Below are 24,772 nucleotides of genomic sequence, written 5' to 3' on the forward strand. Positions count from 1 at the left end.
CCCGGGTCAGGCTTGCCCGATCCGGCGGCGAAGTCTCCGGAGATGACACCACCCGTGGGTCCACCCGGCCCGCCAACGCCGGCCGGGTTTGCATCGAGCGGTTCCGCGTCGGGGTCCCATTCGCGGCGGCAGACAGTGCGCTGGCCGGATTGGTGGCGCAGGCATCGTGGACAACTGGCGCTGGTCGTCGCGGCGTTGCTGCCGCCGTCCTGGGCCTTCGCGACGCTGGCCACGAGAGTCCGCGCCGGCGGCTCGTTCGCATTCGATCTGCCGATCCTGGATTTTGCCCGCGCGTTGGGCAGCCCGGCGCTCGACCGCTTCTTCGTGGCGATGTCCCAGCTCGGCTACCTGTACGGCGTTGTACCGTTCGATATCGCGCTGGTGATGTTCCTGCTGCTCCGTCGCCAATGGCGCGTGGCGGCTTTCGCGACCCTCGCGCTGGCCGGCTCCGGCCTGTTGAACGTGCTCACCAAGCAGGTGTTCGCGCGTGACCGGCCGGCGTTGTGGGAGTCCATCGCGCCGGAGACGACCTGGAGTTTCCCCAGCGGCCACGCGATGGGCTCGGCCACGCTGGCGGTGGTCCTGATCCTGCTGGCGTGGCACACGCGCTGGCGTTGGCCGGTGATCGTGGCGATGGCCGCGTTCGTGTTGCTGGTGGGCTTTTCACGCGTCTATCTGGGCGTGCATTACCCGTCCGATATCCTCGCCGGATGGGCCGTGGCCAGTGTCTGGACGGCCGCCAGTTTCCTGGCGGTGTTCCGGGGGCGATACCGGCTCCGGCAGCGCGGCTGAAAGTCGCTGGCCGGCACGCGTGCCGCTGGCGGCGCCTGGAACCTACTGGCCCGGCTTGACCGCCGTGGTCGGTGCGGTGGTGGCGGCACGCCGAGCGAGCCGCGCCTCGCGGTGGGCGATGTAGCCGTTGGCGATGAAGATGATCGCCGCGCCGAGCACGGTCCAGCGATCCAGGTCCTCACCGAACAGGAAGAACCCGAACACCGCCACGATCGGCAGCTGCATGAAGCTGATCGGCGTCAGCGCGGAGACGTCGCCAAGCTTCAGCGCGCGCGTCCACAGCATGTGCCCGGCGGTCCCCAGTACGCCGGCGCAGACCACCCACAGCCACACGATGCCGTGCGGCCATTCCCAGACGAACAGGGCCGGCACCAGCGACATCGGCACCCACAGGATGGTGGTCAGGATGACGATGCGGTCGGCCGGCTCGGTGTAGGACAACTGCTTGATCTGGATCGCCACGATGCCGCTGAGGATCGCCGCGGAGATGGCGATCAGGGTGCCCGCGCTGAACTCCGCGGTGCCGGGCCGGACGATGATCAGCACGCCGATGAAACCCAGCACGACCGCGCTCCAGCGTCGCACGCGCACCTGCTCGCCCAGCCACAGCACCGCCGCGATGGTCACGAACAACGGCGTGGAATACGACAGCGACACGGCCTGCGCCAATGGCAGATTGCCGATCGCCCAGAAGCCGCAGAACATCGAGGCCGTGCCCAGCAAGCAGCGCACGAAATAACGCGGCAGCTGTTGCGTCCGCAGCAGTCCGGGGCCGTGTTTGTACAGCAGCGGCAAGGCCGCCAGCATGCCGAAGAAGCTGCGGAAGAACGCCACCTCGAAGGTGTGCAGGGACTCGGAGGCCAGCCGGATGGCGATGACCATCACGGCGAAGAACCCGGTACTGCCAAGCATCAGCAGTGCCGCGCGGGTATGGACCGACATCGCGGGCTTGGTCGCGGGCTTGCCGGTTGCCGGGGTCACCATGACGCTCCGATGATGCGCGGCTCCGGCTCCAGGGCGACCCCGAAGCGCTCGTGGACCGAACCGGCGATCCGCCGCGCCAGGTCGAACAGTTGCCGCCCGCTGGCATCGCCGTGGTTGACCAGCACCAGCGCGTGCGAGGCGGCGACGCCGGCATCGCCATCGCGGTGGCCCTTCCAGCCGCAGGCGTCGATCAGCCACGCGGCCGAGAGCTTGCGGCTGTCGTCATCACCGCCACGGAACACCGGCAGGGCGGCATGTTCACTCGACAGCGCTTCGGCTTTCAGCGTGGGCACGATCGGGTTCTTGAAGAAGCTGCCGGCGTTGCCGATCACGGCCGGGTCGGGCAGCTTGCGTCGACGGATCGCGATCACCGCCTCGGCGATGGCGCCGGGCGTGGGGTGGGCAACGCCCATCGCCGCCAGCTCCTCGCCGATACCGGCGTATTCCAGCCGCGGCGTGAACTCCGGCCGCAGTGCGAACTCGACCGCGGTGACGATGAACCGGTCCGGCTGCTGCTTGAACACGCTGTCGCGGTAGGCGAACGCGCAGGCATCCCGGTCGAGCCGGTGCCACTGCCCGCGGGCCGGCTCGAACGCTTCCACCGCGTGGATGAACTCGCGCACTTCCACGCCGTACGCGCCGATGTTCTGGATCGGTGCCGCGCCGACCGTGCCCGGAATCAGGGCCAGGTTTTCCAGTCCGGCATGGCCGCGGGCGAGGGCGTCGAGGACGAAGCCGTGCCACGGCACGCCGGCATCGGCGCGGAGGATGGTGCCATCGGCATCGTTGCGCACCACGCGGGTCTGCCGTCCGGCGAGCACCAGCAGCGGACGCTGCGGATCCTCCACGAACAACACATTGCTGCCGCCACCCAGTACCAGCGGCGGCTGGCCGGAAAATTCGGGTCGCTCGAACAGTGCCGGCAATGCCGCGGCGTCGGTGACTTCGGCCAGCACGGTGGCACGCGCGCCTACGCCAAGGGTGTTGCGGGATTGCAGCGCGACGTCGCGAAGGATGCGGACGGCCTGGCTCATGCGACCGGCGGCATCGGGCCACGGCTGGGCGAGAACTTGCGGCGGCGGATCGCCTCCACGCATTCGTGTATCAGGGCGGGGCCGCGATACACCAGCCCGGAGTAGCACTGCACCAGACTGGCGCCGGCGGCCATCTTGGTCACCGCGTCGGCACCCGAGAGGATGCCGCCGACCCCGACCAGCGGAATCGACTCGGGCAGGCGGGTGCGCATCATCCTGAGCACGGTGGTCGACGGGCCCATCAGCGGGCGACCGGACAGTCCACCGGCTTCTTCCGCGCCACGGACGCCTTCGACCGCGATCCGGGACACCGTGGTGTTGGTCGCGATCACGCCATCGACCTCGAGCTCGCTCAGCACCCGCGCGCAGGCCTCGATGTCGGGGTCGGACAGGTCCGGCGCGATCTTGACCAGCATCGGGATGCGGCGACCGTGCTTGGCCCCCAGTCGCTCCTGCTCGTCACGCAGGATGCTGACCAGCCGGCGCAGTGCCTGCTCCTCCTGCAACTCGCGCAGGCCGGCGGTGTTGGGCGAGGAGATGTTCACCGTCACGTAGTCCGCCAGTTCGTAGACCCGCGACAGGCAGTACATGTAGTCGCCTTCGGCGATCTCGTTCGGCGTTTCCTTGTTCTTGCCGATGTTGATGCCCAGCAGGCCGCCCTTGCGCTGGGCCCGCTCGACGTTGCGGACCAGTGCGTCGACGCCGGCATTGTTGAATCCCAGCCGGTTGATCACCGCCTGCTGGTCGGGCAGGCGGAACATGCGCGGCTTCGGATTGCCCGCCTGCGGGCGCGGCGTCACGGTGCCGATCTCGACGAAACCGAACCCCAGCGCCAGCAGCGCGTCGATGTGTTCGCCGTTCTTGTCCAGCCCGGCCGCCAGTCCGACCGGGTTGGGAAATTCCAGCCCGAAGGCCCGGGTCGGCAACGGCTCGGGCGGCTTGCCCAGCATCGCGGTCGCGCCGCTGCGATGGGCCAGCTCGAGCGCCCGCAGACCCAGGTCATGGGCGCGCTCGGCGTCCAGGTTGAACAGCAGCGGACGGGCCAGTCGGTACACGCTTATCCCCAGTTGCCGGCCAGTGCCAGGAACGCCGCCAGCCCACCAAAGAACAGCAGTATCGCCAGCACCGCCAGAACGGCGAGGGCGACCATCGCGTAGCCCAGTACCAGGCCCGCGATGGCCAGTCCGTCGCCTTCGACGTTGCCGTTGTCGCGACGGATTTCACTGCGGGCAAGGTGTCCGGTGACGATCGCCACGATGCTGCCCAGCATCGGCAGGACCGTCCAGCCCAGCACGCCGGCGACCAGGCTGATGATGGCCATCGTGCTGGTCCGCCGGCCGTTGCCAGCGGGCGGCGGCAGGGAGGAAGGGACGGGGCTGTTCATTGGCTGGGCACTCTCGGCCGGAGGAACTTACAGGTCGAACTTGATGCCCTGCGCCAGCGGCAGTTCGTCGGAGTAGTTGATGGTGTTGGTCTGGCGACGCATGTAGGCGCGCCAGGAGTCCGAACCCGATTCGCGGCCACCGCCGGTTTCCTTCTCGCCACCGAACGCACCGCCGATCTCCGCACCCGAGGTGCCGATGTTGACGTTGGCGATGCCGCAGTCCGAACCGCGCGCCGACAGGAACGCCTCGGCCGCCTTCAGGTTCTCGGTGAAGATCGCCGAGGACAGCCCCTGCGGCACGTCGTTCTGCATCGCGATCGCGTCGTCGAGGTCCTTGAACTTCATCACGTACAGGATCGGCGCGAAGGTCTCGGTCTGCACCACTTCAGCGTCGTTGGTCAGTCCGGTGATGATGGTCGGCAACACGAAGTTGCCCTTGCGGTCGATCGCCGCGCCGCCGGTAGCGACGGTGCCGCCGGCCGCCTTGGCCTTCTCGATCGCGGCCAGATAGCCCTGCACCGCTTCCGGGCTGTTCAGCGGCCCCATCAGGTTGGTCGGGTCGGTCGGGTCGCCGGTCTTGCCCTCGACCTGCTTGTAGGCGGTGACCAGCTTGGCCAGCACGTCGTCGAAGATCGACTCGTGGATGAACACACGGCGGGTGGTCGTGCAGCGCTGGCCGGCGGTGCCGACGGCGCCGAAGACAATCGCCGGAATCGCCAGCTTCAGGTCGGCACTGGCATCGACGATCATCGCGTTGTTGCCGCCCAGCTCCAGCAGCGAGCGGCCCATCCGGCGCGCGACGCGCTCGCCGACATGGCGGCCGACCTTGGTCGAACCGGTGAAGCTGACCAGGTTGATGCGCTTGTCATCGACGAAGTGCTGGGCCAGCTCGGTGCCGGCGTCGTTGAACAGGAAGAAGATGTCCGGGAAGCCGCCCTTCTTCAGCGCCTCGTTGCAGATCCGGACCGCAGCGATTGCCGACAACGGGGTCTTCGGCGACGGCTTCCAGATGGTGATGTTGCCGCAGACCGCGGAGATCAGCGCGTTCCAGGCCCAGACCGCGACCGGGAAGTTGAACGCCGAGATCACGCCGACGATGCCCAGCGGATGCCACTGCTCGTACATGCGGTGGCCGGGGCGCTCGGAATGCATGGTCAGGCCGTACAGCTGGCGCGACAGACCGACGGCGAACTCGCCGATGTCGATCATCTCCTGCACTTCGCCGTCGCCTTCCGGCTTGGACTTGCCCATCTCCAGCGCGACCAGCGAACCCAGTGCGTCCTTGTGCTCGCGCAGCGCATCGGCGCACAGGCGCACGGCCTCGCCACGACGCGGGGCCGGCGTGGTGCGCCAGACCTTGAAGGCGGCCTGGGCACGCTCGACGATCTGCTCGTACTCCGCCGGGCTGCTGGCATGCACCTTCGCCAGTGCCTCGCCATCGGTCGGGTTGATCGGCTCCAGGACGCCGGCACCAGTGGCCTTGGACCATTCGCCATTGCCGAGGTAGGTGCCCGATTCGGTGCCGGTCAGGCCGAGCGCGGTGAGGACGGGATGGGTCATGGAAATCTCCTGTTGATGATGCGTATGGACGCTGCCAAGGGGCGAACGGCCGCACAAAAGAAGCAGCGCGAACCCCTGCGTGAAACCCCTGCCAATGGCACGCGACAAGTGCGTGGTGACCCCGACACGATTCGAACGTGTGACCTGTCCCTTAGGAGGGGACCGCTCTATCCAGCTGAGCTACGGGGCCAATGACGGAATTATCGCAGGAACTGTCGGCGATGGCCCGCCGGGACCGGGAGGGGAATGGAAAAGCAGCCGCTGGGCCGGCCAACAAAAAGGGCCGGACGCAAGTCCAGCCCTTCCTGCAATTCATGGTGGAGCGGAGGGGGATCGAACCCCTGACCTCCACGATGCGAACGTGGCGCTCTCCCAGCTGAGCTACCGCCCCATGAAAGCGTGGACAAGTCTAGCGACGGTGGTCCGCCAGCGCTAGTGTTTTTCTTCGATCAGCGGCGCGAGGACGGGTTCGAGAACTTCGCGGCGCCAGCCGGCGAGGGCGTCGGGCCATTGGCCGTGGTCGAGCAGGCTTTCCAGATGGCGGCGCGAAGCGAGTATGCCGTCGGACAATCCGAGCTCGGCGCTGCGTGCGGCGACCGCGTCCTGCAACCGGCGCAGACGGTTCTTGTCGCGCTTCTCGGCAATCCCGGCGTCGGGCGCATCGGCTTCGTCGGGCAGGGCGGTGGTGAGTGCCTGCCAGATCGCGTCGCCCAGTTTGCGGGGCGCCTTGGGATGGGCATCCAGCTCGCGCTGCAGCGCCTGCCGGTCGGCCGGAAGCTTGCGCGCCAGGGTGACCGCCAACTCGTTGTCGAGGATCCAGCTGCGCGGGCGGTCGCTCTCACGGGCGTAAGCCTCGCGCCAGCGCAGCAGACGCACCAGATGGCGCTGGGCCATGGCATCGAGGAACTGGGCGTTGCGCATCGACAGGTGCGGCCAGCGTTCGATGCCGTCGTCGCCGGCGTTCGCAACGGTGCGGGCGGCATCGCTGGCCAGCCATTCGCGCCGACCCAGCTGGCCCAGCATGCCGTCGAGCACGTCGTTCAGTTCGAACAGGTGGCGCACGTCGTCGGCCGCGTATTCCAGCTGGGCCGGTGACAGCGGCCGACGCAGCCAGTCCGAGCGGGTCTCGCCCTTGGCCAGCGCAATGCCGGTGATGCTCTCCACCAGTTTCTGGTAACCCATTCCGCTGCCGACGCCGGCCAGTGCCGCCGCCAGCTGGGTATCGAACAGCGGACGCGGCACCACGCCGCAGGAGTGCTTGAACGCGACCAGGTCCTCGCTGGGACTGTGCATGACTTTCAGGATCGTCTCGTCCGCGAGGATTGGTGCGAACGCCTCGTTGATTCCCGGCGCGAGCGTGTCCACGAGCAGGATTTCGGTGGCGTCGCCGCGCTCAAGGGCGATCTGCAGCAGCGCCAGTTGCGGCCAATAGGTGCGCTCGCGGATGAACTCGGTATCCAGGCCGATGCGCGCGGGGCGGTGGGCGAGGCGGGCGGTGAGTTCGGCCGGGTCCGCGATCCACGCGGGGGAGAGCGGAGCGGCGCTGGACGAAGCCGGACTTGAAGTGGTGGTTGAGGCTGGATTTGTCACGTGGGATCGGTCGGAGACGGAGGTTGCCGCGACGGGCGACAATAGCCTATTTTCGGCCTGCCCTTCCGGGTGCGGCCCCCGCAACGCCAACAGGCAGGGAGGACGATTGCATTCACGACCCCCAGTGATATTGCCGCCACAGCCGCCCAGGCGAAGCCATCCGACGGGGCGCGCGGGCCTGAGTGCGGCGCTCGCGCTCGCGGTGCTGTTGGCGGCATGTTCCCGCCCGCCGGACGAGACGCCGGACACGGCCCAGGGTGACGTCAGCGAAGCGCGTGCGCCGGTCGTGACCATCGGCGAGGACCAGGAGGTGCCGGTCTGGCGCGCACCGGATGTCGAAGTCGATGCGGAAAACATCGCCGGACTGAAACAGCAGGCGGCCGAGGCGCTGGAAGCCGGCGAGTTGTTCGGCAGCGATGACGATGCGATTCCGTTGTACATGGCGCTGCAGCAGCAAGCGCCCACCGATGCCGAGGTTTCCGCCGGCCTCGATCACGCCTTGGAGGCGTTGCTGGCACGGGGTGAGCTCGCCTTGGCCGATGTCGATGCCGATCCCGCGCAGTTGCGCAGTGCCCACGAGATCGCCGCGGTGGCACGCACCGTGGCGCCGGCCGACCCGCGCGTCGCCGCCTGGCTGGGCCGGCTGGATCTGGTCGACCAGGCGCAGCAGGCCAGTCTGCGCGGCGAGCGCGCCCTGAACGACGGCCAGATCGGCGAGGACGGAAAAAAGGACGGCGCGATCGCCTATTTCCGCGAGGCGCTGGCAATACGGCCGCACGATGCCCGTGCGACGCAAGGGCTGGCGGCGGCCGAGAGCGGGCTGATCCGCCGGGCGGAAATTGCCGCCGGCAAAGACGACTACACCGAGGCCGACATGTGGCTGGAGAAGGCCGCCTCGGTGCGGCCGCAACTCGATACGGTCGCGCAGGCCCGCACGCGCATTGCCCGCATGCGCGGGGCGAGAGTGAGCAGCCTGCGTGACGAGGGCATCGTTGCGTTGGCGCATGAGGGCGGCATCGATACCGCACGGGAACATCTGGCGACCTTGTTGCGGATTGCACCCGCGGCGGATCCGGCGGCGATCGAGTTGCGCGAACGCATCGAGTTGGCCAGCCATTACGGACTGTTCCGGCCGGGTCAGGCGTTTACCGAGGCGCTGCGTCAGGGGGGACGGGGCCCGGAGCTGGTGGTCATCCCGCACGGCGCCTTCCGGATGGGGGCGGACGCCCGCGAAGCCGGCTCCAGCGATGCCGAACGGCCCACACGCAATGTCCGTTTCGATCGTGGGCTGGCCGTGGCGCGACACGAGGTCACGGTCGGCGAGTTCCGGCGCTTCGTGACCGCCACCGCGTACCGGACGCGGGCGGACCGGCGCGGCTATTCCACCGTCTATGACGAACGCAGCGGCAACCTGGTGCGTCGCAACGGGGTCGACTGGCGGTCGGACTATGCCGGCGCTCCGGCAGGCGACCATCTGCCGGTGGTCCACGTCAGCGCCAAGGACGCGCAGGCCTACGCGCAATGGTTGTCCGACCAGACCGGCCAGCACTACCGGCTGCCCAGCGAGGCGGAGTTCGAATACATGCTGCGCGCAGGCAGCCCGGGCCCGTTCCCCTGGGGCGCGGGCGGGCCGCCGGAGGACGCCGGCAACTTCACCGGTGCGCTCGATGAATCCCCCAGTGGCAGGCATTGGCGCAATGCTTTCGCAGATTACGGCGATGGTGCCTGGGGACCGGCGCGGGTCGGCTCGTACGCGGCGAATGCATACGGCCTTCACGACCTGAGCGGCAACGTCAGCGAATGGGTTGCGGACTGCTGGCACAGCAATTACCGACGTGCGCCTTCCGATGGCAAGGCCTGGATCAATCCGGGTTGCCAGGAGCGGGTGGTGCGCGGTGGTTCGTGGGCGAGCTCGCCCCAGCAGACCCGTTCGGCATGGCGGTTGGGCAGCGATGTGGATACCACCAACGCTCGGGTCGGTTTCCGTGTCGTGCGCGAGATCTGATCCCGGCCATGGCAACGGGTGTCCGCCTGCCAGCGGTCCCGGGTCGTGCCGGCTCACAGTGGCAACAGGTGGCAGACAGATGAGGAGCATGGGATGAACACCAGTCGCATGGGCGGTTCCCCGCAGCCGCGCCGGGGTCGGGGCGGCGGTTTCCGCTGGTGGATCCTGCTGCTGTTTGCCGGCTACGCGGCATGGCAATGGTTCGGCTCGGCCCAGACCGATCCATACACCGGCGAGACGGCGCACTACGGTGCCAGCGCCGCTGAAGAAGTCCAGCTGGGCGCGCAGGCCTACCAGCAGGTGCTCGGCGATGCCCAGATGCAGGGTGCACTGTTGCCAGCCGATGCACCGGCCAGCCAGCAGGTCCGTGCCATCGCCCAACGGCTGGTCGCCACGGTGCCGGAAGTCACCGCGGACCTTGCGGCCCGTCATCAGCAGCAGGCGCCGACCTCATACCGCGATTTCCAGTGGGACGTCAGCGTGATCCAGTCCGACGAGGCCAATGCGTTCTGCCTGCCGGGCGGCAAGATGGCGGTCTACACCGGCCTGTTGCCGGTGACGCAGACACCCGATGGGTTGGCCGTGGTGATGGGTCATGAAATCGCCCACGCCCTGCTGCGGCACGGTTCGCAGCGCATGGCCCAGCAGAACCTGGTGCAGATGGGCCAGATGGCGGCCGGCATGGCAGTGGGAGGAATGGACCCGCAGCAACAGCAGGCCGTGATGGCTGCGCTGGGCGTGGGTGCGCAATACGGCCTTATCCTGCCGTACGGGCGCAACCACGAAACCCAGGCCGACCAGGTCGGCCTGATGCTGGCGGCCGCAGCCTGCTACGACCCCCGCGCCGCCATACCGCTGTGGGAACGCATGGCGCAACTGGGTGGCGGTTCGCGGCCGCCGGAATTCGCCTCCACCCACCCCGATCCCGCCAACCGTATCCAGACCTTGCAGGCCCTGATGCCGGAGGCGCTGGGTTTCTATCAGAAGTATTGCGAAGGGCAGGCGCCGCGGTAGGCGGCAAGCCGGATCACGGTCGGTGCCAATGGTCGGGCTGCAGGCATTGCCTTCATCAACCGGCAGCGATCGGATGAATTTCCCGTAGTCGCCTCAGGATTTGCTGTCGGGCTTCTTGCCCGGTGTGCGGGTCTGGCCGACGTTGCCGGCGAGGTTCTGCTGGAATTCCTTCCACATCGTCATGTTGCGCTCGGTGAGCTGGTTCATCATCGCCCAGGGCGTCTGGCCGAGCATGTTGCCCATCTGTTTGCGGAACTGCTGTTGCTGGTCGAGGAAGGCCTGCATCGACTGCTCCAGGTAGCTGCCCATGTAGCCCTGCAGCGAGTCGCCGTAGAACCGGATGATCTGGCTGAGCAGCTGGGTGGACAGCATCGGTTCGCCGTCCTGCTCGTGCTCGGTGATGATCTGCAGCAGCACCTGCCGGGTGAGGTCCTCGCCCGAGCGCGCGTCGACCACTTCGAAATCCTCGCCATCGACGATCAACTGCCGCACGTCCTCGATCGTGATGTAGCTCGAGATCTGGGTGTCGTAGAGACGGCGGTTGGGGTATTTCTTGATGACTCGCTTCGATGACATGGGACACAGGACCTGAAGCCATGATGCCCTGCAGCATGGCTTAGGCCGTGGGGGCTTGCAACAGCGCCCGCTTGTGCCTGCCGGCTTACCAGCCCATGTATTGGCCGCCGTTTGCGGACAGGTTCGCGCCGGTGATCCAGCCGGCTTCCTCGGGGATGAAAAAGCTCACCGCGTAGGCGATTTCCTCCGGGGTGCCGAGGCGTCCGGTGGGAATCTGGGCGACGATTTTCTCGCGGATATCCTCGGGCACCGCCATCACCATGTCGGTGCCGATGTAGCCAGGGGAGACGGTGTTGACGGTGATGCCGAACCTGGCGTTTTCCTGCGCGAGCGAGATGGTGAAGCCGTGCATGCCGGCCTTCGCCGCCGCGTAGTTGGCCTGGCCGTACTGGCCTTTCTGGCCGTTGATCGAACTGATCTGGACGATCCGGCCCCACTTGCGCTGGCGCATGCCCTCGATCACCGGGCGGGTGACGTTGAAACAGGAGTTCAGGTTGGTGCTGATGACGTCGTTCCATTGCTGCGGGGTCATCTTGTGGAACGTCGAGTCGCGGGTGATGCCGGCGTTGTTGATCAGGATGTCGACCGGCCCGAGCTGGCGTTCGACCTCGGCCACCATGGCTTCACCCTGCTCGGCGGAGGACACGTCGCCCAACGCGAGGGTGATGTCGTAGCCGGCGTCCCTCATGCTGGCCTGCCAGGCGCGGCCGCGGGCTTCGTCGCGGAAGTTCGTCGCGACCCTGTGCCCCATGTCGTGCAACCGCTTGACGATCGAGGTGCCGATACCGCCGGTGCCGCCGGTGACCAACGCGATACGTGCCTGCATGTCCATCTCCTGATGATTGCGGTGTTTGGTCCGTGCCTTACCCGAGTCTATTTGGCAGGCATCGATCTTCTGTTGTGCGCTGCAACGCAGACCGTTCCAATGCGGGAGCCGTGGCGGGAATGCGGTGTGGATCGAAGGCGGCAAGTGCATGGGCCAGCAGTTCGTCGACATCGCCGGCCAGGTCCAGCGCGTGCGCCGACTGGCCCAATGTCAACCAGGCGCGACGCAATGCCGGCAGCGGATCCGCCGGATCGACGGGCCGTGCCCGATCCGACTTGGACAGCTTGCGACCGTCACGATCGACGACCAGCGGCAGGTGGGCGTAGCGCGGCGTGGGCAGGCCCAGCGCCTGCTGCAGCAGGATCTGCCGGGGAATCGAGTCGAGCAGGTCGGCGCCACGCACCACGTCGGTGATGCCCTGGTCGGCGTCATCCACGACGACCGCCAGCTGATAGGCCCAGCAGCCATCGGCACGGCGGATCACGAAGTCGCCGGCATGCCGCGCGACGTCCTGCCGCTGGTGGTCCTGGATGCCATCGTCGAAATCGATCCAGGTGCCATCGTGGACGCGGAACCGTATGGCCGGATCCGCGCGTCGGGCCGAAGCCACGCAATGGCGATGGATGCCGCCGGCCGCCGCCAGATCGCTGCGACTGCAATGGCAGGCAAACGCGTGGCCAGTGTCGATCAGCCGTTGCAACGCCTGTCGGTACAGTCCGTCGCGTTCGCTCTGGCGGACGACCGGTGCATCCGCCACCAGGCCGAAGGCGGTCAGTGTGGCGAGTTGGGCTTCGGCGGAGCCGGGCACTTCGCGGGCGGGGTCGAGGTCCTCGATCCGCACCAGCCACTTGCCCCCGGCGGAACGGGCCAGCAGCCAGCTGCCGAACGCGGCGAGCAGCGAGCCCGCATGCAGATCACCGGTTGGCGAGGGCGCGAAACGTCCGCGATAACCGGACGGCCGTTCGATGGGGCGGCGGTCGGTGGGACGGCCCGGCTCCGGCGGGCCGTGTTCGGCAGGAGCAGCGGTAGACGGTGCGCTGGGCATGGCGGGCAGGCTGGTTGCAGGCGGATGGTTCTGGGCAAATGCCGGGGAGATTCGGCGTCGAGCCGATGCAGCGCGATTGCCCGCACCCTTGTGACGACGATGGAAGTTAACGCAATGAGTCGTTTGCGCCTCGGCACTTGAATTTGCGTCGAGCCTGCCACAGATTTCCCTGGCTGCGCAGGGTGCGCGGAAGGAATTTACCCATGTTCAAACGTATCGCGTTGTTTCTGGCCACGAACCTGGCGGTGATGGTGTTGCTCGGCATCGTGCTGAGCGTGTTGCAGGGCGTGTTTGGCATCACCCTGGGCAACAACGGCACCTTGCTGGTGTTTGCCGCGGTGTTCGGTTTTGGCGGCTCGCTGATTTCGCTGGCGATGTCCAAGTGGATGGCGAAGCGTTCGACCGGCGCCCAGGTGATCGAAACACCGCGCAGCGAGAGCGAGCAATGGCTGGTGGCCACCGTGCAGCGGCAAGCCGAGGCGGCGGGCATCAAAATGCCCGAAGTGGCGATCTACGACGCTCCCGAGATCAACGCGTTCGCCACCGGACCGAGCCGCAACAACTCGCTGGTGGCCGTGTCCACCGGGCTGTTGCGCGGGATGAACCGTGACGAGGCCGAAGCGGTGCTCGGCCATGAAATCAGCCACGTGGCCAACGGCGACATGGTGACGATGGCGCTGATCCAGGGCGTGCTGAACACCTTCGTGATCGTGCTGGCGCGGGTGGTCGGGCGGATCGTGGACGGGTTTATCAGCGGCAACCGTGAAAGCAGCGCTCCCGGGTTCGGCTACTACATCATCGTGTTCGTGCTCGACATGGTGTTCGGCCTGATCGCAAGCATGATCGCGATGTGGTTCTCGCGGTACCGCGAGTTCCGCGCCGATGCCGGCGGTGCGAGCCTCGCCGGACGCGACAAGATGGTCGCCGCGCTGCAGCGTCTGGCGCAGAACCACGGACAGAACACATTGCCCAAGCAGGTGGCGGCGTTCGGCATCAGCGGAGCGGTCGGCCACGGCATGCGCCGGTTGTTGATGAGCCATCCGCCGCTGGAGGAGCGAATCGCCGCGCTGCGCCGCATGCAGGACACGGTGCGCACGGTGGTCTGACCGCCGCCGGCTGAAGAAAAACCCGCCATCCGGCGGGTTTTTTCATGCGTCCAGTCCGGCAGTCCCGCGACCGGAAGCTAACTGAAGTCGTAGTTCATGCTCGGCCCCGACGCCGCCAGGAAATGGCCCTGCGCGTAGTCGATGCCGGCACTGAACAGGATGCTCATGCTGCCGGCGTCCTGGACGAATTCGGCAATGGTCTGCTTGCCCGATTCGCGCGCTTTCTCGGCGATCTCGCGGATGCGCTGCTGGTGTTCCTGGTTGGCCGGCAGGTCCTCCATGAACGCGCGGTCCAGCTTGAGGAAGGCGGCGTCGAAGTGGCTGAGCAACTGGAACGAATTCAGGCCGCTGCCGAACTGTTCCAGACCGATCCGCACCCCGAGCCGGGCCACTTCCTGCTGGAAGGTCTGCGCGGCCCGGAGGTGGGTGAACACCTTCGACTCGGGCAGCTGCAGCACCAGCAGTTCGCCGTCCACGCCGTGCTTGGCCAGCCGCTCGGTGATGTGCTGCAACAGGCTGTCGTCCTGCAGGGACGCCTCGGTGATCCGGGCCAGCAGGGTGGTGCGATGGCCGGCCTTGAGCTGGGCGCCGATGCTGGCAATCGCGTTGCCCACGACCCAACGGTCGATTTCCCACAACAGGCCATGTTCCTCGGCGATCTGCAGGAAGGCCGGCGGCTGCACCAGCTCCCCGTGTTCGCCGGTCATGCGCAGGTAGGCGTCGTAGATCTCGATGGGTTCGCCATGCAGGCCGATCAACGGCTGGTAATGCATGATGAAACGGTCGCTGTCGATGGCGTCGCGGATCCGGGTGACCCAGGCCTCCACACGCTCCTGTTCCGCGCGATCCACCGCGCCGGGGTCGAAGATGTCGATCCGGTTGCCACCGACGGCCAGGTTCGCCTGCACCGCGTGGTGGGCCTTGCCCAGCACCTCGGTGACGCTGGCGATCTTCTGGCCGATCTGCACGCCGCCGATGCTGACGGTCGCGTTGAGCGAGTGGGCATCGGTTTCCAGCACGTGGTCGGCGAACGCGGTCCGGATCGACTCCGCCAGCGCGGTGGTGCCATGGAAGTCGCTGCCGGGCCGCAGCACCGCGAACTGGTGCTCGCTGAAGCGCGCCACGATGTCGCCGTCTCCCAGTACGCCCAGCAGGCGTTGGGCACACGCGCCGATCAGGTCGTCGGAGGCATCCAGCCCGATGCCCTGCAGCAGGTGGGCGTAATGGTCGGGTTCGATCAGCAGCAGGCCCTGGCGGCCGGCATTCTGCGCGGCATCGGCGACGGCATCCTCCAGCGCCCGCAGGAAGGTCGCGCGGTTGAGCAGGCCGGTGGCCTGGTCGCGATGACGCAACTCCTCGACTTCGCGGACCAGCTCGGGATCGAGTTCCTGCCGCCGCAGGACGACCTGCTGGCAGGCCTCGCCTTCGTAGCTGGCCGGAGTGAACTCCATCACGGCCGGGAAGCTCGCCCCATCCAGCGTGAGTGCCTCAAGCTCGTACCGTGGCGGTGGGGCCTCGCCCTTGCCCAGCCGCTTCAGCAGTTCCCTGAATTCGTCGACGTGTTGCGGGGCAATCAGGTCCAGCAAGGACATGCCTTCGATGTCCTCGAACGAATCGAAGCCGAACATCTCCAGGTAGGCCCCGTTGGCACGGATGTGCATGCCTTCGTGGACGTAGGCGATCGGGTCGCGCGAGGAGTCGATCAGCGCGTCGCAGCGGCGCTCGGTTTCACGGGTCTGGGTTTCCAGCCACCGCAGCGACCGCCGCGCCTCCAGGTCGCTCCATTCATTGCGTACCACCTTCTCGACGTGCCCCGGGTGCTGGCGCAATGCGACGGCGCGTACGCCCAGTTCGCTCATTTTCAACAGGCGGGCGTCGTCGACCGCATCCAGCAGGACCAGGATCGGCAGATCCTTGCCGCTGGCGCCGACCTGGGTGACAACCTGTTCCAGGGTGATCGTGCTGGAATCGCCGGCCGCCAGGACCAGGTCGAACGGCTGGCCGGAAAGCAGGCCGGAGAACGCTTCCAGGCTTTCGGGCCGACTCGGCCTCACCGCAATCCCGCTGTTGCGCAGGCCGTTGGCGATGGCTTCGGCATCGTCGACGCTGTCATCGATGATCAGCAGTCGCAGCGTCGTGTCCTTAACCAGTTGCATAGTTCCCCCGTTCGTCCCGTTGTGTGTCTGCCGCGCCGGGCCATCGATGATCCGGCGCGGCCCAATCACCCGGGACCGTTATTGGATTGCCGCATTGGATTGCCGCACCGGGTCGTCGTGGCGGCAGGAGCGTGCCGTCGCGGACAGAACCGTTGCCGTTTGTCGTTGTTCCCGCAGCATGATGCCCCGGTGCCGGCGATGCCATGTCGGTACTCGTCATGAAAACGCATGTCCGTCCGGATTTTCCGGCCCGTTATGACAGAAGCCGGTATGAGCGTCCACGGCATTGCCGTCAAGTCTGGATGCCGGTCGCAGGCATCATTGGACGCTTGCCGCTGTCGCCAGCGATCTCGCGAACCAGCCGTGGCACCAGATAGCCCGACAGCCGGGCAGCGAGACCGGCATGCAGTTGCAGGGCGCGCTCGTCGCTGATCTCGAAATGCGCCGCGCCCTGGACCCGGTCGAGCTGATGCAGGTAATACGGCAGCACGCCGGCAGCGAAGCCACGCTCGCTCAATGCGGCCAGCGCGTCCACCGAATCGTTGACGCCGCGCAGCAGCACCGCCTGGTTGAGCACGCTCGCCCCGGTGCCGCGCAGGCGCGCCACGGCGGCGTCGACGTCGGCATCGAACTCGTTGGCATGGTTGGCGTGCAACACCACGGCCACCGGCCAGGGCAGCGTCGCCAGCCAGTCGACCAGGGCATCGTCGACCCGTTCCGGCAATACCACCGGCAGGCGGGTGTGGATGCGCAGCCGCTTGAGGTGGGGCACGCGGGCCAGTGCATCGGTCAATTCGACCAGCTTCGGGGTCGCCAGCGACCAGGGGTCGCCGCCGGACAGGATGACTTCGTCGATGTCCGGATCGGCCCGGATCAATTCGACCGCCTCCGCCCAGCCGCCTGCCGCGGCGGTCTCCTGCGCATACGGGAAATGGCGCCGGAAGCAGTACCGGCAATTGATCGCGCAACTGCCGGTGCTGACCAGCAACGCCCGGCCGCGGTACTTGCGGATCACCCCGTTGCCGGCCCTGGCGGCCGCATCGCCCACCGCGTCCAGCTCGAACCCCGGCATCGGCTGCATCTCCGCGTCCAGCGGCAGCACCTGGCGCAGCAGCGGATCGTGCGGGTCGCCGTGGCGCATGCGGGCGACGAATCCGCGCGGCACGCGCAAGGCGAACTGGCGAGCGGCGGCCTCGGAGAGGTTCAGCGCGGTGGGGTCCAGGCCCAGCAGGTCGAGCAGTTCACGCGGGTCGCGCACGGCCTCGCGCCACAGCTGTTGCCAGCGTGGCGGCGTGAGGCGCGTCTGTATGGCGGCCGGGGCTGCGGGTATCATTCGGTTCCAGTTTCGCTTGCGACCGGCGGCACCGGACACAGCCAGACATTCTAGCGGCCCGTCGCGTGCGTGGGGCCGCGACCCCCAGTCATTCATATCTGCAGGAGTTCCCGCATGGCCACTTACGGCTTGAACGATGTCAAGAACGGGTTGAAGATTCTGATCAACAACGATCCGTGCGTCATCACCGATACCGACTTCATCAAGCCGGGCAAGGGCCAGGCCTTCACCCGGGTGAAGTACCGCAGCATCAAGACCGGGCGGACGCAGGAAATCACCATGAAGGCGACCGATTCGCTCGAAGCGGCGGACGTGCTCGATACCGACATGCAGTTCCTGTACACCGACGGCGAGCATTGGCACTTCATGGACCCCACCAGCTTCGAGCAGGTCCAGGCCGACAAGAACGGCGTGGGCGATGCGGCCAAGTGGCTGAAGGGTGAGGAGGACTGCGTGGTGACCTTGTGGAACGGCAGCCCGATCTTTGTTGCTCCGCCGAATTTCGTCGAGCTGAAGATCGTCGAGACCGATCCTGGCGTGCGTGGCGACACCTCCGGCGGTGGCGGCAAGCCGGCCACATTGGAAACCGGCGCGGTTGTGCGGGTGCCGCTGTTCGTCGGCCAGGACGAGATCATCAAGGTCGACACCCGCTCCGGCGAGTACGTCAGCCGGGTCAAGTGACGATCTGGCCCTTGGCCGCACCGCGGCCAAGGCTTTGCCGGATCGTCATCCCCGCATGTTTCAAGCGGGGGATCCATGGACGCAGGTTTCCCGGTAATCCGGGACCACACATCCATGGGCCCTGCGACCCCGCGCACCTCGCTCGGGTGGCGGGTGCCGGTGCGCGGGGGCACTCGCCCAGGCGCGGGCCGATGGCTCGCAAACACCTGATCCCACCCCGCCTGCGCAGGAACGACGCATGACATTTTCCGAGAGATCCAGATGACCGATGCGATTCCCCAGCCCTGCGACCTGTTGATCGAAGCCGGCTGGGTGGTGCCTGTCCAGCCGCACGGCGTGGTGCTGGAAGACCATGCGGTCGCGGTGACCGACGGGGTGATCGTCGCCGTATTGCCGGTTGCCGATGCGCGTGCGCGCTTCGCTGCGAAACACACCGTGGCGCGACCGCACGCGGCGTTGATCCCGGGGCTGGTCAATGCCCACACGCACAACCCGATGACCCTGCTGCGCGGCGTCGCCGACGACCTGCCGTTGATGGAGTGGCTGCAGGGCCACATCTGGCCGATCGAGGGCGAGGTGATCGGCCCGGATTTCGTGGCCGATGGCGTCAGCCTGGCGATCGCCGAGATGCTGCGCGGCGGCACCACCTGTGCCAACGAGAACTACTTCTTTCCCGACGTACAGGCCGCCACTTACCAGCGGCACGGTTTCCGCGCCCGCGTCGGCTTGCCGGTGATCGATTTCCCGACTGCCTGGGCGAAGACCGACGACGAGTATTTCGACCGCGCCATCGAGGTCCACGACCAGTGGCGCGGCGACGCGCTGGTGTCGATGGCGTTCGTCCCGCATGCGCCGTACACGGTGTCGGACGCGAACTTCGAGCGGATCCGGATGTTCTCCGACCAGCTCGACCTGCCGGTCCACCTGCACACCCACGAGACCGAACACGAGGTGCAGGAATCGCAGCAGAAGCACGGCCAGCGGCCGCTGGCCCGCCTGGACCGGCTCGGTCTGGTCAACGATCGCCTGATCGCGGTTCACATGACCGCGCTGACCGACACCGAGATCGCGCTGTGCGCACAACGCGGCGTCAGCGTGGTGCATTGCCCCGAGTCGAACCTCAAGCTGGCCTCGGGGTTCTGCCCGGTCGGCAAGCTGGAGCAGGCGGGGGTCAACATCGCGATCGGCACGGACGGTGCGGCCAGCAACAACGACCTGGACATGTTCGGCGAGACCCGCACCGCGGCCCAGCTGGCGAAAGCGGTGGCCGGCGACGCAACGGTATTCAGCGCCGCCAGCGCGCTGCGCGCGGCGACTCTGGGCGGTGCCAGGGCGATGGGACTGGATGACCGGATCGGCTCGATCGAGGTCGGCAAGCAGGCCGACCTGGCCTGCGTCGACCTGGAGCAGGTCGAGACCCAACCGCTGCATCATGTGGTCTCGCAACTGGTGTACGCGACCGGCCGCCACCATGTCACCGACGTGTGGATCGGCGGCAAGGCGAAGCTGCGGCAACGCGAGCTGGTCGACATCGACACCGCGGCACTGATCGCCAACGCGAAGCAGTGGCGCAAGCGGATTGCCGCAATCCGCGGCTGATCTTTCTGGAGTTCCGGCGACATGACCACCGACGACACCGTGCGCGACGACAACTTCCACCAGGCCGAGCTCGACAAGTTCGGCGCGCTGGCCAGCCGCTGGTGGGATCCGCAAGGCCCGCAGAAGGCGTTGCATGCGTTGAATCCGGCCCGCCTTGGCTATGTCGGCTCACGCGTCGCCCTGGCCGGCGCGCAGGTGCTGGATGTCGGCTGCGGCGGGGGTCTGCTCAGCGAGGCGCTGGCGGGCGAGGGCGCGCAGGTCACCGCGATCGACCTGGCGCCCGAGCTGGTCAAGGTCGCCCGCCTGCATGGGCTGGAAACCGGCGCCAAGGTCGATTACCGGCTGCAGTCCGCCGAGTCGCTGGCGGCCGAGATGCCAAGCCGGTTCGATGCCGTCACCTGCATGGAGATGCTGGAGCACGTGCCTGATCCGGCTGCGATCATCGACGCTTGCGCCGCGCTGTTGAAGCCGGGCGGTCGCCTGTTCCTGTCGACGCTGAACCGCACCCCGGCCGCGTTCGCGCTGGCGATCGTCGGTGCGGAATACATCGCCCGCCTGCTGCCCACGGGCACGCATCGCTACCGCGACTTCATCAAGCCATCCGAGCTGGGCGGATGGCTGCGCGCCGCCGGCCTGCAGCTGGAGGATGTCAGCGGCCTGATGTACGAACCGTGGCGCAACGCGGCGCGGTTGACGAAGCGGGCCGACGTCAACTACCTGGCCTGCGCGCGCAAGCCGGAATGACCGTGAAATTTCCCAGGGCGGTCCTGTTCGACCTTGACGGCACCTTGCTGGACAGCGCGCCGGACATGCTGGCGGCCATCAACGTCATGCGTGCCGGGCGCGACCGCCCGCCGATGGCGCTGGCCGAGTTGCGCCCGCAGGTGTCCCGCGGCGCACGGGCAATGGCGGCGGCCGCGTTTCCGGACGTCGACGCGGACCAGCGCGAGCGCTGGATCCCCGAGTTCCTTGACCATTACCAGCAGCAGCTCGGTCGCCATGGCGCGCCGTTCGAGGGCGTCGAGGCGATGCTGGCGCGACTGGAATCGGCCGGCACCGTGTGGGGCATCGTCACCAACAAGCCCGAATACCTGGCGACCCGGCTGATCCCGCTGCTGGGCTGGCAGGAGCGCTGCGCGGTGTTGATCGGCGGCGACACGCTGTCGGCACGCAAGCCCGACCCATTGCCGCTGACGGTGGCCGCCGACCGCATCGGCGTCGCGTCGGCGGACTGCGTGTACGTCGGCGACGACGAACGCGACATCATCGCCGCACGCGCCGCCGGCATGCCGTCGGTGGTGGCGCTGTGGGGCTATCGGCTGCCCGATGACGACCCCGTCGACTGGCGCGGCGATGTGATGATCGACGATCCGATCCAGCTGGCCGATGCCGCGGCATGGCCCGGTACCCGATGAGCGACATCCAGGAAGGGCAGTCCATGAACGACATCAATGGTGCGGAAGACGCGCAGCGCCCCGCCGATGCGCGCGACGACGAGCCGGCCGCACTCGCCAACTTCATCGACAAGTGGCGTGCCCGTTGGCCGGAGTGGAATGTGGCCGAGGTCTTCGTCCCTGCCGCGCAGCGCCCGCTGGTACTGGCCTGGGCGACGTTGCAGCAGGAACTGATGGACGCCGCCTGGGGCGGAACCGATCCGCGCCCCGGCGTGGCCAAATTGGGCTGGTGGCAGGAAGAGCTGGCCGGCTGGAAGCGCGGCGCCCGCCGGCACCCGCTGGGCACCGTGCTGCAGGCCCATCCCGCACCGTGGGAGGCGTTGGCGGCAGCCTTGCCCGGCCTGGCCGACAGCCGCGAGCGGCCGGGAGATGTACGGGAAGCGTTTGCCAGCCTGGAGCCGTTCGCGCAGGCAGTCGCCGATATCGAAACGATCCTGTTTGCCGGGTCTGCCAGCGCAACCGACGCACACCTCGTTGCTGCGACGTTGCTGCACGCCCGGTTCGCCCAGCCCGGCGACGGGCAGGTGCCGCTGGACATGCTGGCCCGGGCCGGCAGCGGCGACCCGCGTGAGGCCTGGGCGCGGGAGTTGCGGAAGCAGTGGCCAACGCTGCCTGCCGGCAACCGCCCACGACGTCTGTGGGCGGCACTCGCAGCCCGGCGTCTGGGCCAACCGGATCCCGTCCGGCCGCTGTCGGCGTGGACCACGTTGCGGGTTGCCTGGCGCGCCGCACGCGGGTGAAATGCGACCGACCCGCATGGTCGGGCCTGGTGACCATCCGCCTGTCCAGCGGCAGGCTCCCGTTGCGTCCGGGGGTTCCGTTATGCTGCGGATGTCTGCACTACGGGGGGCGGGATGGCGATTTTGTCGGGATGGCCTCATGGCGTTCGGGGGCTGGCTGCGGCCGCGATCCTCGTCCTGCTTCCGTGGATGTCTTTCGCGGCGGAGCCGGCGTCGGCACCCGCTGCCGCGTCCTCGAACCTTGCGACGCTCACCATCGCCCGGCTCGACGCCGATCTGGTGGCCATGGCCGTGGTCACCGGCGAGCACGACAGGGATTTCGTGACGATCGGTGGCAGCCGGATCCACGAGTTCCAGCACGAGCCACGCTGGTGGCGCGTCACGGTGGATCGCCGGGTGGAAGCGGTTGATGTGCCGCAACTGGTGGTGCAGACTCCCCACCAGAACCGGATCGAAGTCTGGTCGCCGGGCCGGATGCTGCCGGTGCTGCGTTCACTGGTCGGGCCGGATGCGGACCCGAGGTTTTCGACGCGTGGCCTGGTGGTGTCGCTGCCCGAGGGCGTGGACGCGGGCGAATCCATCTACCTGCGCGTGCATTCGCACAGCGCCGTGCCGATGCCGGTGACGATCGAATCGCTGGGCAACGTGCACCGGGCGGACCTGGTCCACGTCGCCTGGAGGACGGTGTTGTTGGCGGGCCTGACCTTGCTGGCGATCCTGGCGCTGGGGTTCTGGATCGGGATCGGCGAGCGCAGCTACGCCTATCTCATGCTGACCCTGCTCGCCCAGGCCGGCTTTTTCGCCGCCAGTGGCGGGGAGTTCCAGATGCTGCCCGGCATCGCCGAGAACGTCGGCGGCGATCCCCGTCTGCCACGGTTGTTTGCCCTGATCGCCGCGCTTTCCAGCCTGGTATTCCTGGTCCACTACCTGGATCTGCGGATGCGGCAAGCAACGCTGACGCGGGTGCTGACCGCGTGCGGCCTGGTGTTTGGCCTGTTGACCCTGGCCACCCTGGTCAGCGCCACGCGATGGATCGCCGTGACCGCCAACCTGGTATTGATGCTGGCGACGGCTGTGGTGCTGGTGGCGGCGGTGCTGGGCTGCCTGCAGCGCCATCGGCCGGCGTATTTCCTGTTGCTGTCGTGGCTGCCGATGATGGCGTTGCTGCTGGTCCGGACCGGCGAGGTGCTCGGGATCTGGGCCGGTCCGTCCTGGTTGATCCACGCGTTCCCGGCGACGTTCGTGCTGTCGGGCCTGGTGATCATGATCGGCCTGAGCGACACCCTGCAGCAGCTGCGACGTGACCGCGACCATGCCAGCCGGCTGGCGACGTTCGACGGGCTGACCGGAGCGATGTCGCGCCCTGCGATCGAGGCGCGGCTGCTGGCCTGCGTCGAGGAGTCGCACCACAGCGGGCTGCCGTTGTCGGTGGTGTTCTTCGATATCGACAAGTTCAAGCGGATCAACGATGACTACGGTCATGGCGTTGGCGACGGCTGCCTGAAGATCATCGTTCTGCGCACCCGCAACCGCCTGCGCACCTACGACTTGTTCGGTCGCTGGGGCGGCGATGAGGTGCTGGTGCTGCTGCCGGACACGCGGCTGGAGGAGGCCATCGGGGTGGCGGAAAACCTGCGCTCGGCGGTCAACTGCCGGCCGTTGTCGATCAATGGCCACGTACTCGATGCCAGCCTGAGTCTGGGCGTTGCGGAACTGGCTCCCGGCGAGAGCGCATCGGAATTGCTGGAGCGTGCCGATGCCGCCCTGTACGCCAGCAAGTCGGCGGGACGCGACCGCGTGAGCGGCGGCAGCCCGGTGTTGCCGAAGCGGGTCGCGTCCGCCTGAACGCCGTTGCGCGAAGACTGCGACGTGCGAAGACGGCAGCCGGGAAACCGGCATCGGCTGCCGGTGGTTCTTGACCGGTCGTTTCGAGCCGGAGCTGGCGTTACTTGCTCCGCTCCAGCACCAGCAGCGGGTCGATCCGCACGTCCAGCCAGTTCATGCCCCAGTGCAGGTGCGGCCCGGTCGCACGACCGGTGGCGCCCACGGCCCCGATCACATCGCCCTGCCGGACCGTATCGCCGACCTTCACGTCCATCCGCGACAGATGCAGGAAGTTGGAGCTGATGCCGTGGCCATGGTCGAGCAACAGCGTGCCGCCGGTCAGGTAGAGGTCGCCGACGAAGGTGACCAATCCCGACGCCGGCGCCATGACCGGGGTGCCGTTGGCGGCGGCGATGTCCATGCCCGAGTGGGCCGATCCCGGAGTGCCGTTGTAGATGCGCTGGTTGCCGAAGCGACCGCTGATACGTCCGCGCACCGGCCAGCTGAAGGTCTCGGTGAACCCGGTGCGGGCATCGTCGCGGGCACGGGCGGCGCTGACCCTGGCCTGTTCGCGGGCGATGCGTTCGGCGATCGCCGGTGGTGGCTGCACGGTCTTCGCGGGGACGCCGTTGACGCGTTCGATCGGCCAGTCACGTGGCATGACGGCGATGGCGCGGGTTTCGCGCTGCCCATCCGGACGCGCGACCTCGACACGGACCGGGCCGGCTTCATCGCGGGCGATACCGAAAGCCACTGTCCCGTAGGAAGTCACGCGCAGGTCGCGGCCGGCGTACCGGACCTGGCTGCCGGCGGGCACCTTGCCGATCACCAGCGAGCCCTGCGACACCGAGTCGGGAAACACGACGCGGCTGTCTGCAGAGGGGGCAACCGGGGCCGACGTGGCTGGCGGAGGCATGGGTTCGCCATGCGCAACCGCCAGGTTGGTGCCAGCGCCGGCGGCCAGCAGCAGTGCGCAGGCCGTGACTCTGCGAAGGGCCTGCCTCGGACTTGATCCCGGCGCGGACGCCCCGGAGGAAGCACTCCCGCGGTACGCGGGCAGGTGATACCC

Annotated in this window: 22 protein-coding genes and 2 tRNA genes; 10 read left to right on the forward strand and 14 right to left on the reverse strand. The window is 67.8% G+C overall.

Annotation, left to right across the window (positions count from 1 at the left end):
• Positions 1–42: 42 nt before the first annotated feature.
• Positions 43–792: a phosphatase PAP2 family protein gene (locus N792_RS04665; RefSeq protein ID WP_156969297.1), complete on the forward strand. Its 750-nt coding sequence runs from the start codon at positions 43–45 to the stop codon at positions 790–792.
• 42 nt (positions 793–834) lie between these two features.
• On the opposite strand, the gene N792_RS04670 is transcribed toward N792_RS04665, so the two are convergent.
• The 8 genes from N792_RS04670 to rnd form a co-directional block, all read right to left on the reverse strand.
• A complete protein-coding gene (locus N792_RS04670) occupies positions 835–1,776 on the reverse strand; it encodes a DMT family transporter (RefSeq protein ID WP_052103478.1) in 942 nt (313 codons plus the stop codon).
• Positions 1,770–2,810, reverse strand: a complete 1,041-nt coding sequence (gene murB / locus N792_RS04675; RefSeq protein WP_036193083.1) for a UDP-N-acetylmuramate dehydrogenase — start codon at positions 2,808–2,810, stop codon at positions 1,770–1,772. Before murB ends, N792_RS04670 begins: the two co-directional genes overlap by 7 nt.
• Complete coding sequence (locus N792_RS04680) at positions 2,807–3,865, reverse strand: quinone-dependent dihydroorotate dehydrogenase (protein WP_036193084.1); 1,059 nt, start codon at positions 3,863–3,865, stop codon at positions 2,807–2,809. The genes murB and N792_RS04680 overlap by 4 nt, the downstream gene beginning before the upstream one ends.
• A gap of 2 nt (positions 3,866–3,867) precedes the next feature.
• The gene (locus N792_RS04685; RefSeq protein ID WP_036193494.1) at positions 3,868–4,131 is read right to left on the reverse strand and encodes a DUF4190 domain-containing protein; all 264 of its coding nucleotides are present in this window, start codon (positions 4,129–4,131) and stop codon (positions 3,868–3,870) included.
• Between the two features lie 90 nt (positions 4,132–4,221).
• Entirely contained in the window at positions 4,222–5,754 is a 1,533-nt protein-coding gene (amaB, locus tag N792_RS04690) for an L-piperidine-6-carboxylate dehydrogenase (protein WP_036193085.1), read from the reverse strand.
• Positions 5,755–5,867: 113 nt separating this feature from the next.
• A tRNA-Arg gene (locus N792_RS04695) sits at positions 5,868–5,944 on the reverse strand.
• A 125-nt stretch (positions 5,945–6,069) separates the two neighbouring features.
• Positions 6,070–6,145 (reverse strand) — tRNA-Ala (locus N792_RS04700).
• Between the two features lie 41 nt (positions 6,146–6,186).
• The gene (gene rnd / locus N792_RS04705) at positions 6,187–7,272 is read right to left on the reverse strand and encodes a ribonuclease D (RefSeq protein ID WP_036193496.1); all 1,086 of its coding nucleotides are present in this window, start codon (positions 7,270–7,272) and stop codon (positions 6,187–6,189) included.
• A gap of 274 nt (positions 7,273–7,546) precedes the next feature.
• On the opposite strand from rnd, the gene N792_RS04710 reads away from it, so the two are divergent.
• Together N792_RS04710 and N792_RS04715 are read left to right on the forward strand one after the other, a co-directional pair.
• Positions 7,547–9,349: a formylglycine-generating enzyme family protein gene (locus tag N792_RS04710; RefSeq protein ID WP_224743954.1), complete on the forward strand. Its 1,803-nt coding sequence runs from the start codon at positions 7,547–7,549 to the stop codon at positions 9,347–9,349.
• Positions 9,350–9,442: 93 nt separating this feature from the next.
• Complete coding sequence (locus tag N792_RS04715; protein WP_052103482.1) at positions 9,443–10,363, forward strand: M48 family metallopeptidase; 921 nt, start codon at positions 9,443–9,445, stop codon at positions 10,361–10,363.
• A 93-nt stretch (positions 10,364–10,456) separates the two neighbouring features.
• Here the strand turns inward: N792_RS04715 and phaR are convergent, their stop codons facing one another.
• The 3 genes from phaR to gluQRS form a co-directional block, all read right to left on the reverse strand.
• Positions 10,457–10,939 (reverse strand): polyhydroxyalkanoate synthesis repressor PhaR, encoded by a 483-nt coding sequence (gene phaR, locus N792_RS04720; RefSeq protein WP_036193086.1) that lies wholly within the window; start codon positions 10,937–10,939, stop codon positions 10,457–10,459.
• 85 nt (positions 10,940–11,024) lie between these two features.
• On the reverse strand, positions 11,025–11,765 hold the full coding sequence (gene phbB, locus N792_RS04725; RefSeq protein ID WP_036193499.1) for an acetoacetyl-CoA reductase: 741 nt from the start codon (positions 11,763–11,765) through the stop codon (positions 11,025–11,027).
• Between the two features lie 37 nt (positions 11,766–11,802).
• On the reverse strand, positions 11,803–12,810 hold the full coding sequence (gene gluQRS, locus N792_RS04730) for a tRNA glutamyl-Q(34) synthetase GluQRS (RefSeq protein ID WP_084105410.1): 1,008 nt from the start codon (positions 12,808–12,810) through the stop codon (positions 11,803–11,805).
• 203 nt (positions 12,811–13,013) lie between these two features.
• On the opposite strand from gluQRS, the gene htpX reads away from it, so the two are divergent.
• Positions 13,014–13,916, forward strand: a complete 903-nt coding sequence (gene htpX, locus N792_RS04735) for a protease HtpX (protein WP_036193088.1) — start codon at positions 13,014–13,016, stop codon at positions 13,914–13,916.
• 77 nt (positions 13,917–13,993) lie between these two features.
• On the opposite strand, the gene N792_RS04740 is transcribed toward htpX, so the two are convergent.
• Both N792_RS04740 and epmB read right to left on the reverse strand, forming a co-directional pair.
• A complete protein-coding gene (locus N792_RS04740) occupies positions 13,994–16,072 on the reverse strand; it encodes an EAL domain-containing response regulator (RefSeq protein ID WP_036193090.1) in 2,079 nt (692 codons plus the stop codon).
• A 292-nt stretch (positions 16,073–16,364) separates the two neighbouring features.
• Entirely contained in the window at positions 16,365–17,405 is a 1,041-nt protein-coding gene (gene epmB, locus N792_RS04745; protein WP_036193092.1) for an EF-P beta-lysylation protein EpmB, read from the reverse strand.
• Between the two features lie 114 nt (positions 17,406–17,519).
• Here epmB and efp point away from each other — a divergent pair, with 114 nt between their 5' ends.
• From efp to N792_RS04775, 6 genes are all read left to right on the forward strand, one after another.
• The gene (efp, locus tag N792_RS04750; RefSeq protein WP_036193093.1) at positions 17,520–18,086 is read left to right on the forward strand and encodes an elongation factor P; all 567 of its coding nucleotides are present in this window, start codon (positions 17,520–17,522) and stop codon (positions 18,084–18,086) included.
• Positions 18,087–18,347: 261 nt separating this feature from the next.
• Positions 18,348–19,685 (forward strand): TRZ/ATZ family hydrolase, encoded by a 1,338-nt coding sequence (locus N792_RS04755; RefSeq protein ID WP_036193094.1) that lies wholly within the window; start codon positions 18,348–18,350, stop codon positions 19,683–19,685.
• Between the two features lie 21 nt (positions 19,686–19,706).
• Positions 19,707–20,429: a bifunctional 2-polyprenyl-6-hydroxyphenol methylase/3-demethylubiquinol 3-O-methyltransferase UbiG gene (gene ubiG / locus N792_RS04760; protein ID WP_036193095.1), complete on the forward strand. Its 723-nt coding sequence runs from the start codon at positions 19,707–19,709 to the stop codon at positions 20,427–20,429.
• Positions 20,426–21,100, forward strand: a complete 675-nt coding sequence (locus tag N792_RS04765; RefSeq protein ID WP_036193096.1) for a phosphoglycolate phosphatase — start codon at positions 20,426–20,428, stop codon at positions 21,098–21,100. The genes ubiG and N792_RS04765 overlap by 4 nt, the downstream gene beginning before the upstream one ends.
• A 23-nt stretch (positions 21,101–21,123) precedes the next feature.
• Positions 21,124–21,879, forward strand: coding sequence for an isoprenoid biosynthesis enzyme family protein (locus tag N792_RS04770; RefSeq protein WP_156969299.1), 756 nt, complete (start codon positions 21,124–21,126; stop codon positions 21,877–21,879).
• A gap of 189 nt (positions 21,880–22,068) precedes the next feature.
• A complete protein-coding gene (locus N792_RS04775; RefSeq protein ID WP_052103486.1) occupies positions 22,069–23,724 on the forward strand; it encodes a sensor domain-containing diguanylate cyclase in 1,656 nt (551 codons plus the stop codon).
• 100 nt (positions 23,725–23,824) lie between these two features.
• Here the strand turns inward: N792_RS04775 and N792_RS04780 are convergent, their stop codons facing one another.
• A complete protein-coding gene (locus N792_RS04780) occupies positions 23,825–24,619 on the reverse strand; it encodes a M23 family metallopeptidase (protein WP_052103488.1) in 795 nt (264 codons plus the stop codon).
• Positions 24,620–24,772: the final 153 nt, after the last annotated feature.

Origin of the sequence: Lysobacter concretionis Ko07 = DSM 16239 (assembly GCF_000768345.1) — a bacterium.
In the GTDB taxonomy this organism is placed as follows: Bacteria; Pseudomonadota; Gammaproteobacteria; order Xanthomonadales; family Xanthomonadaceae; genus Novilysobacter; species Novilysobacter concretionis.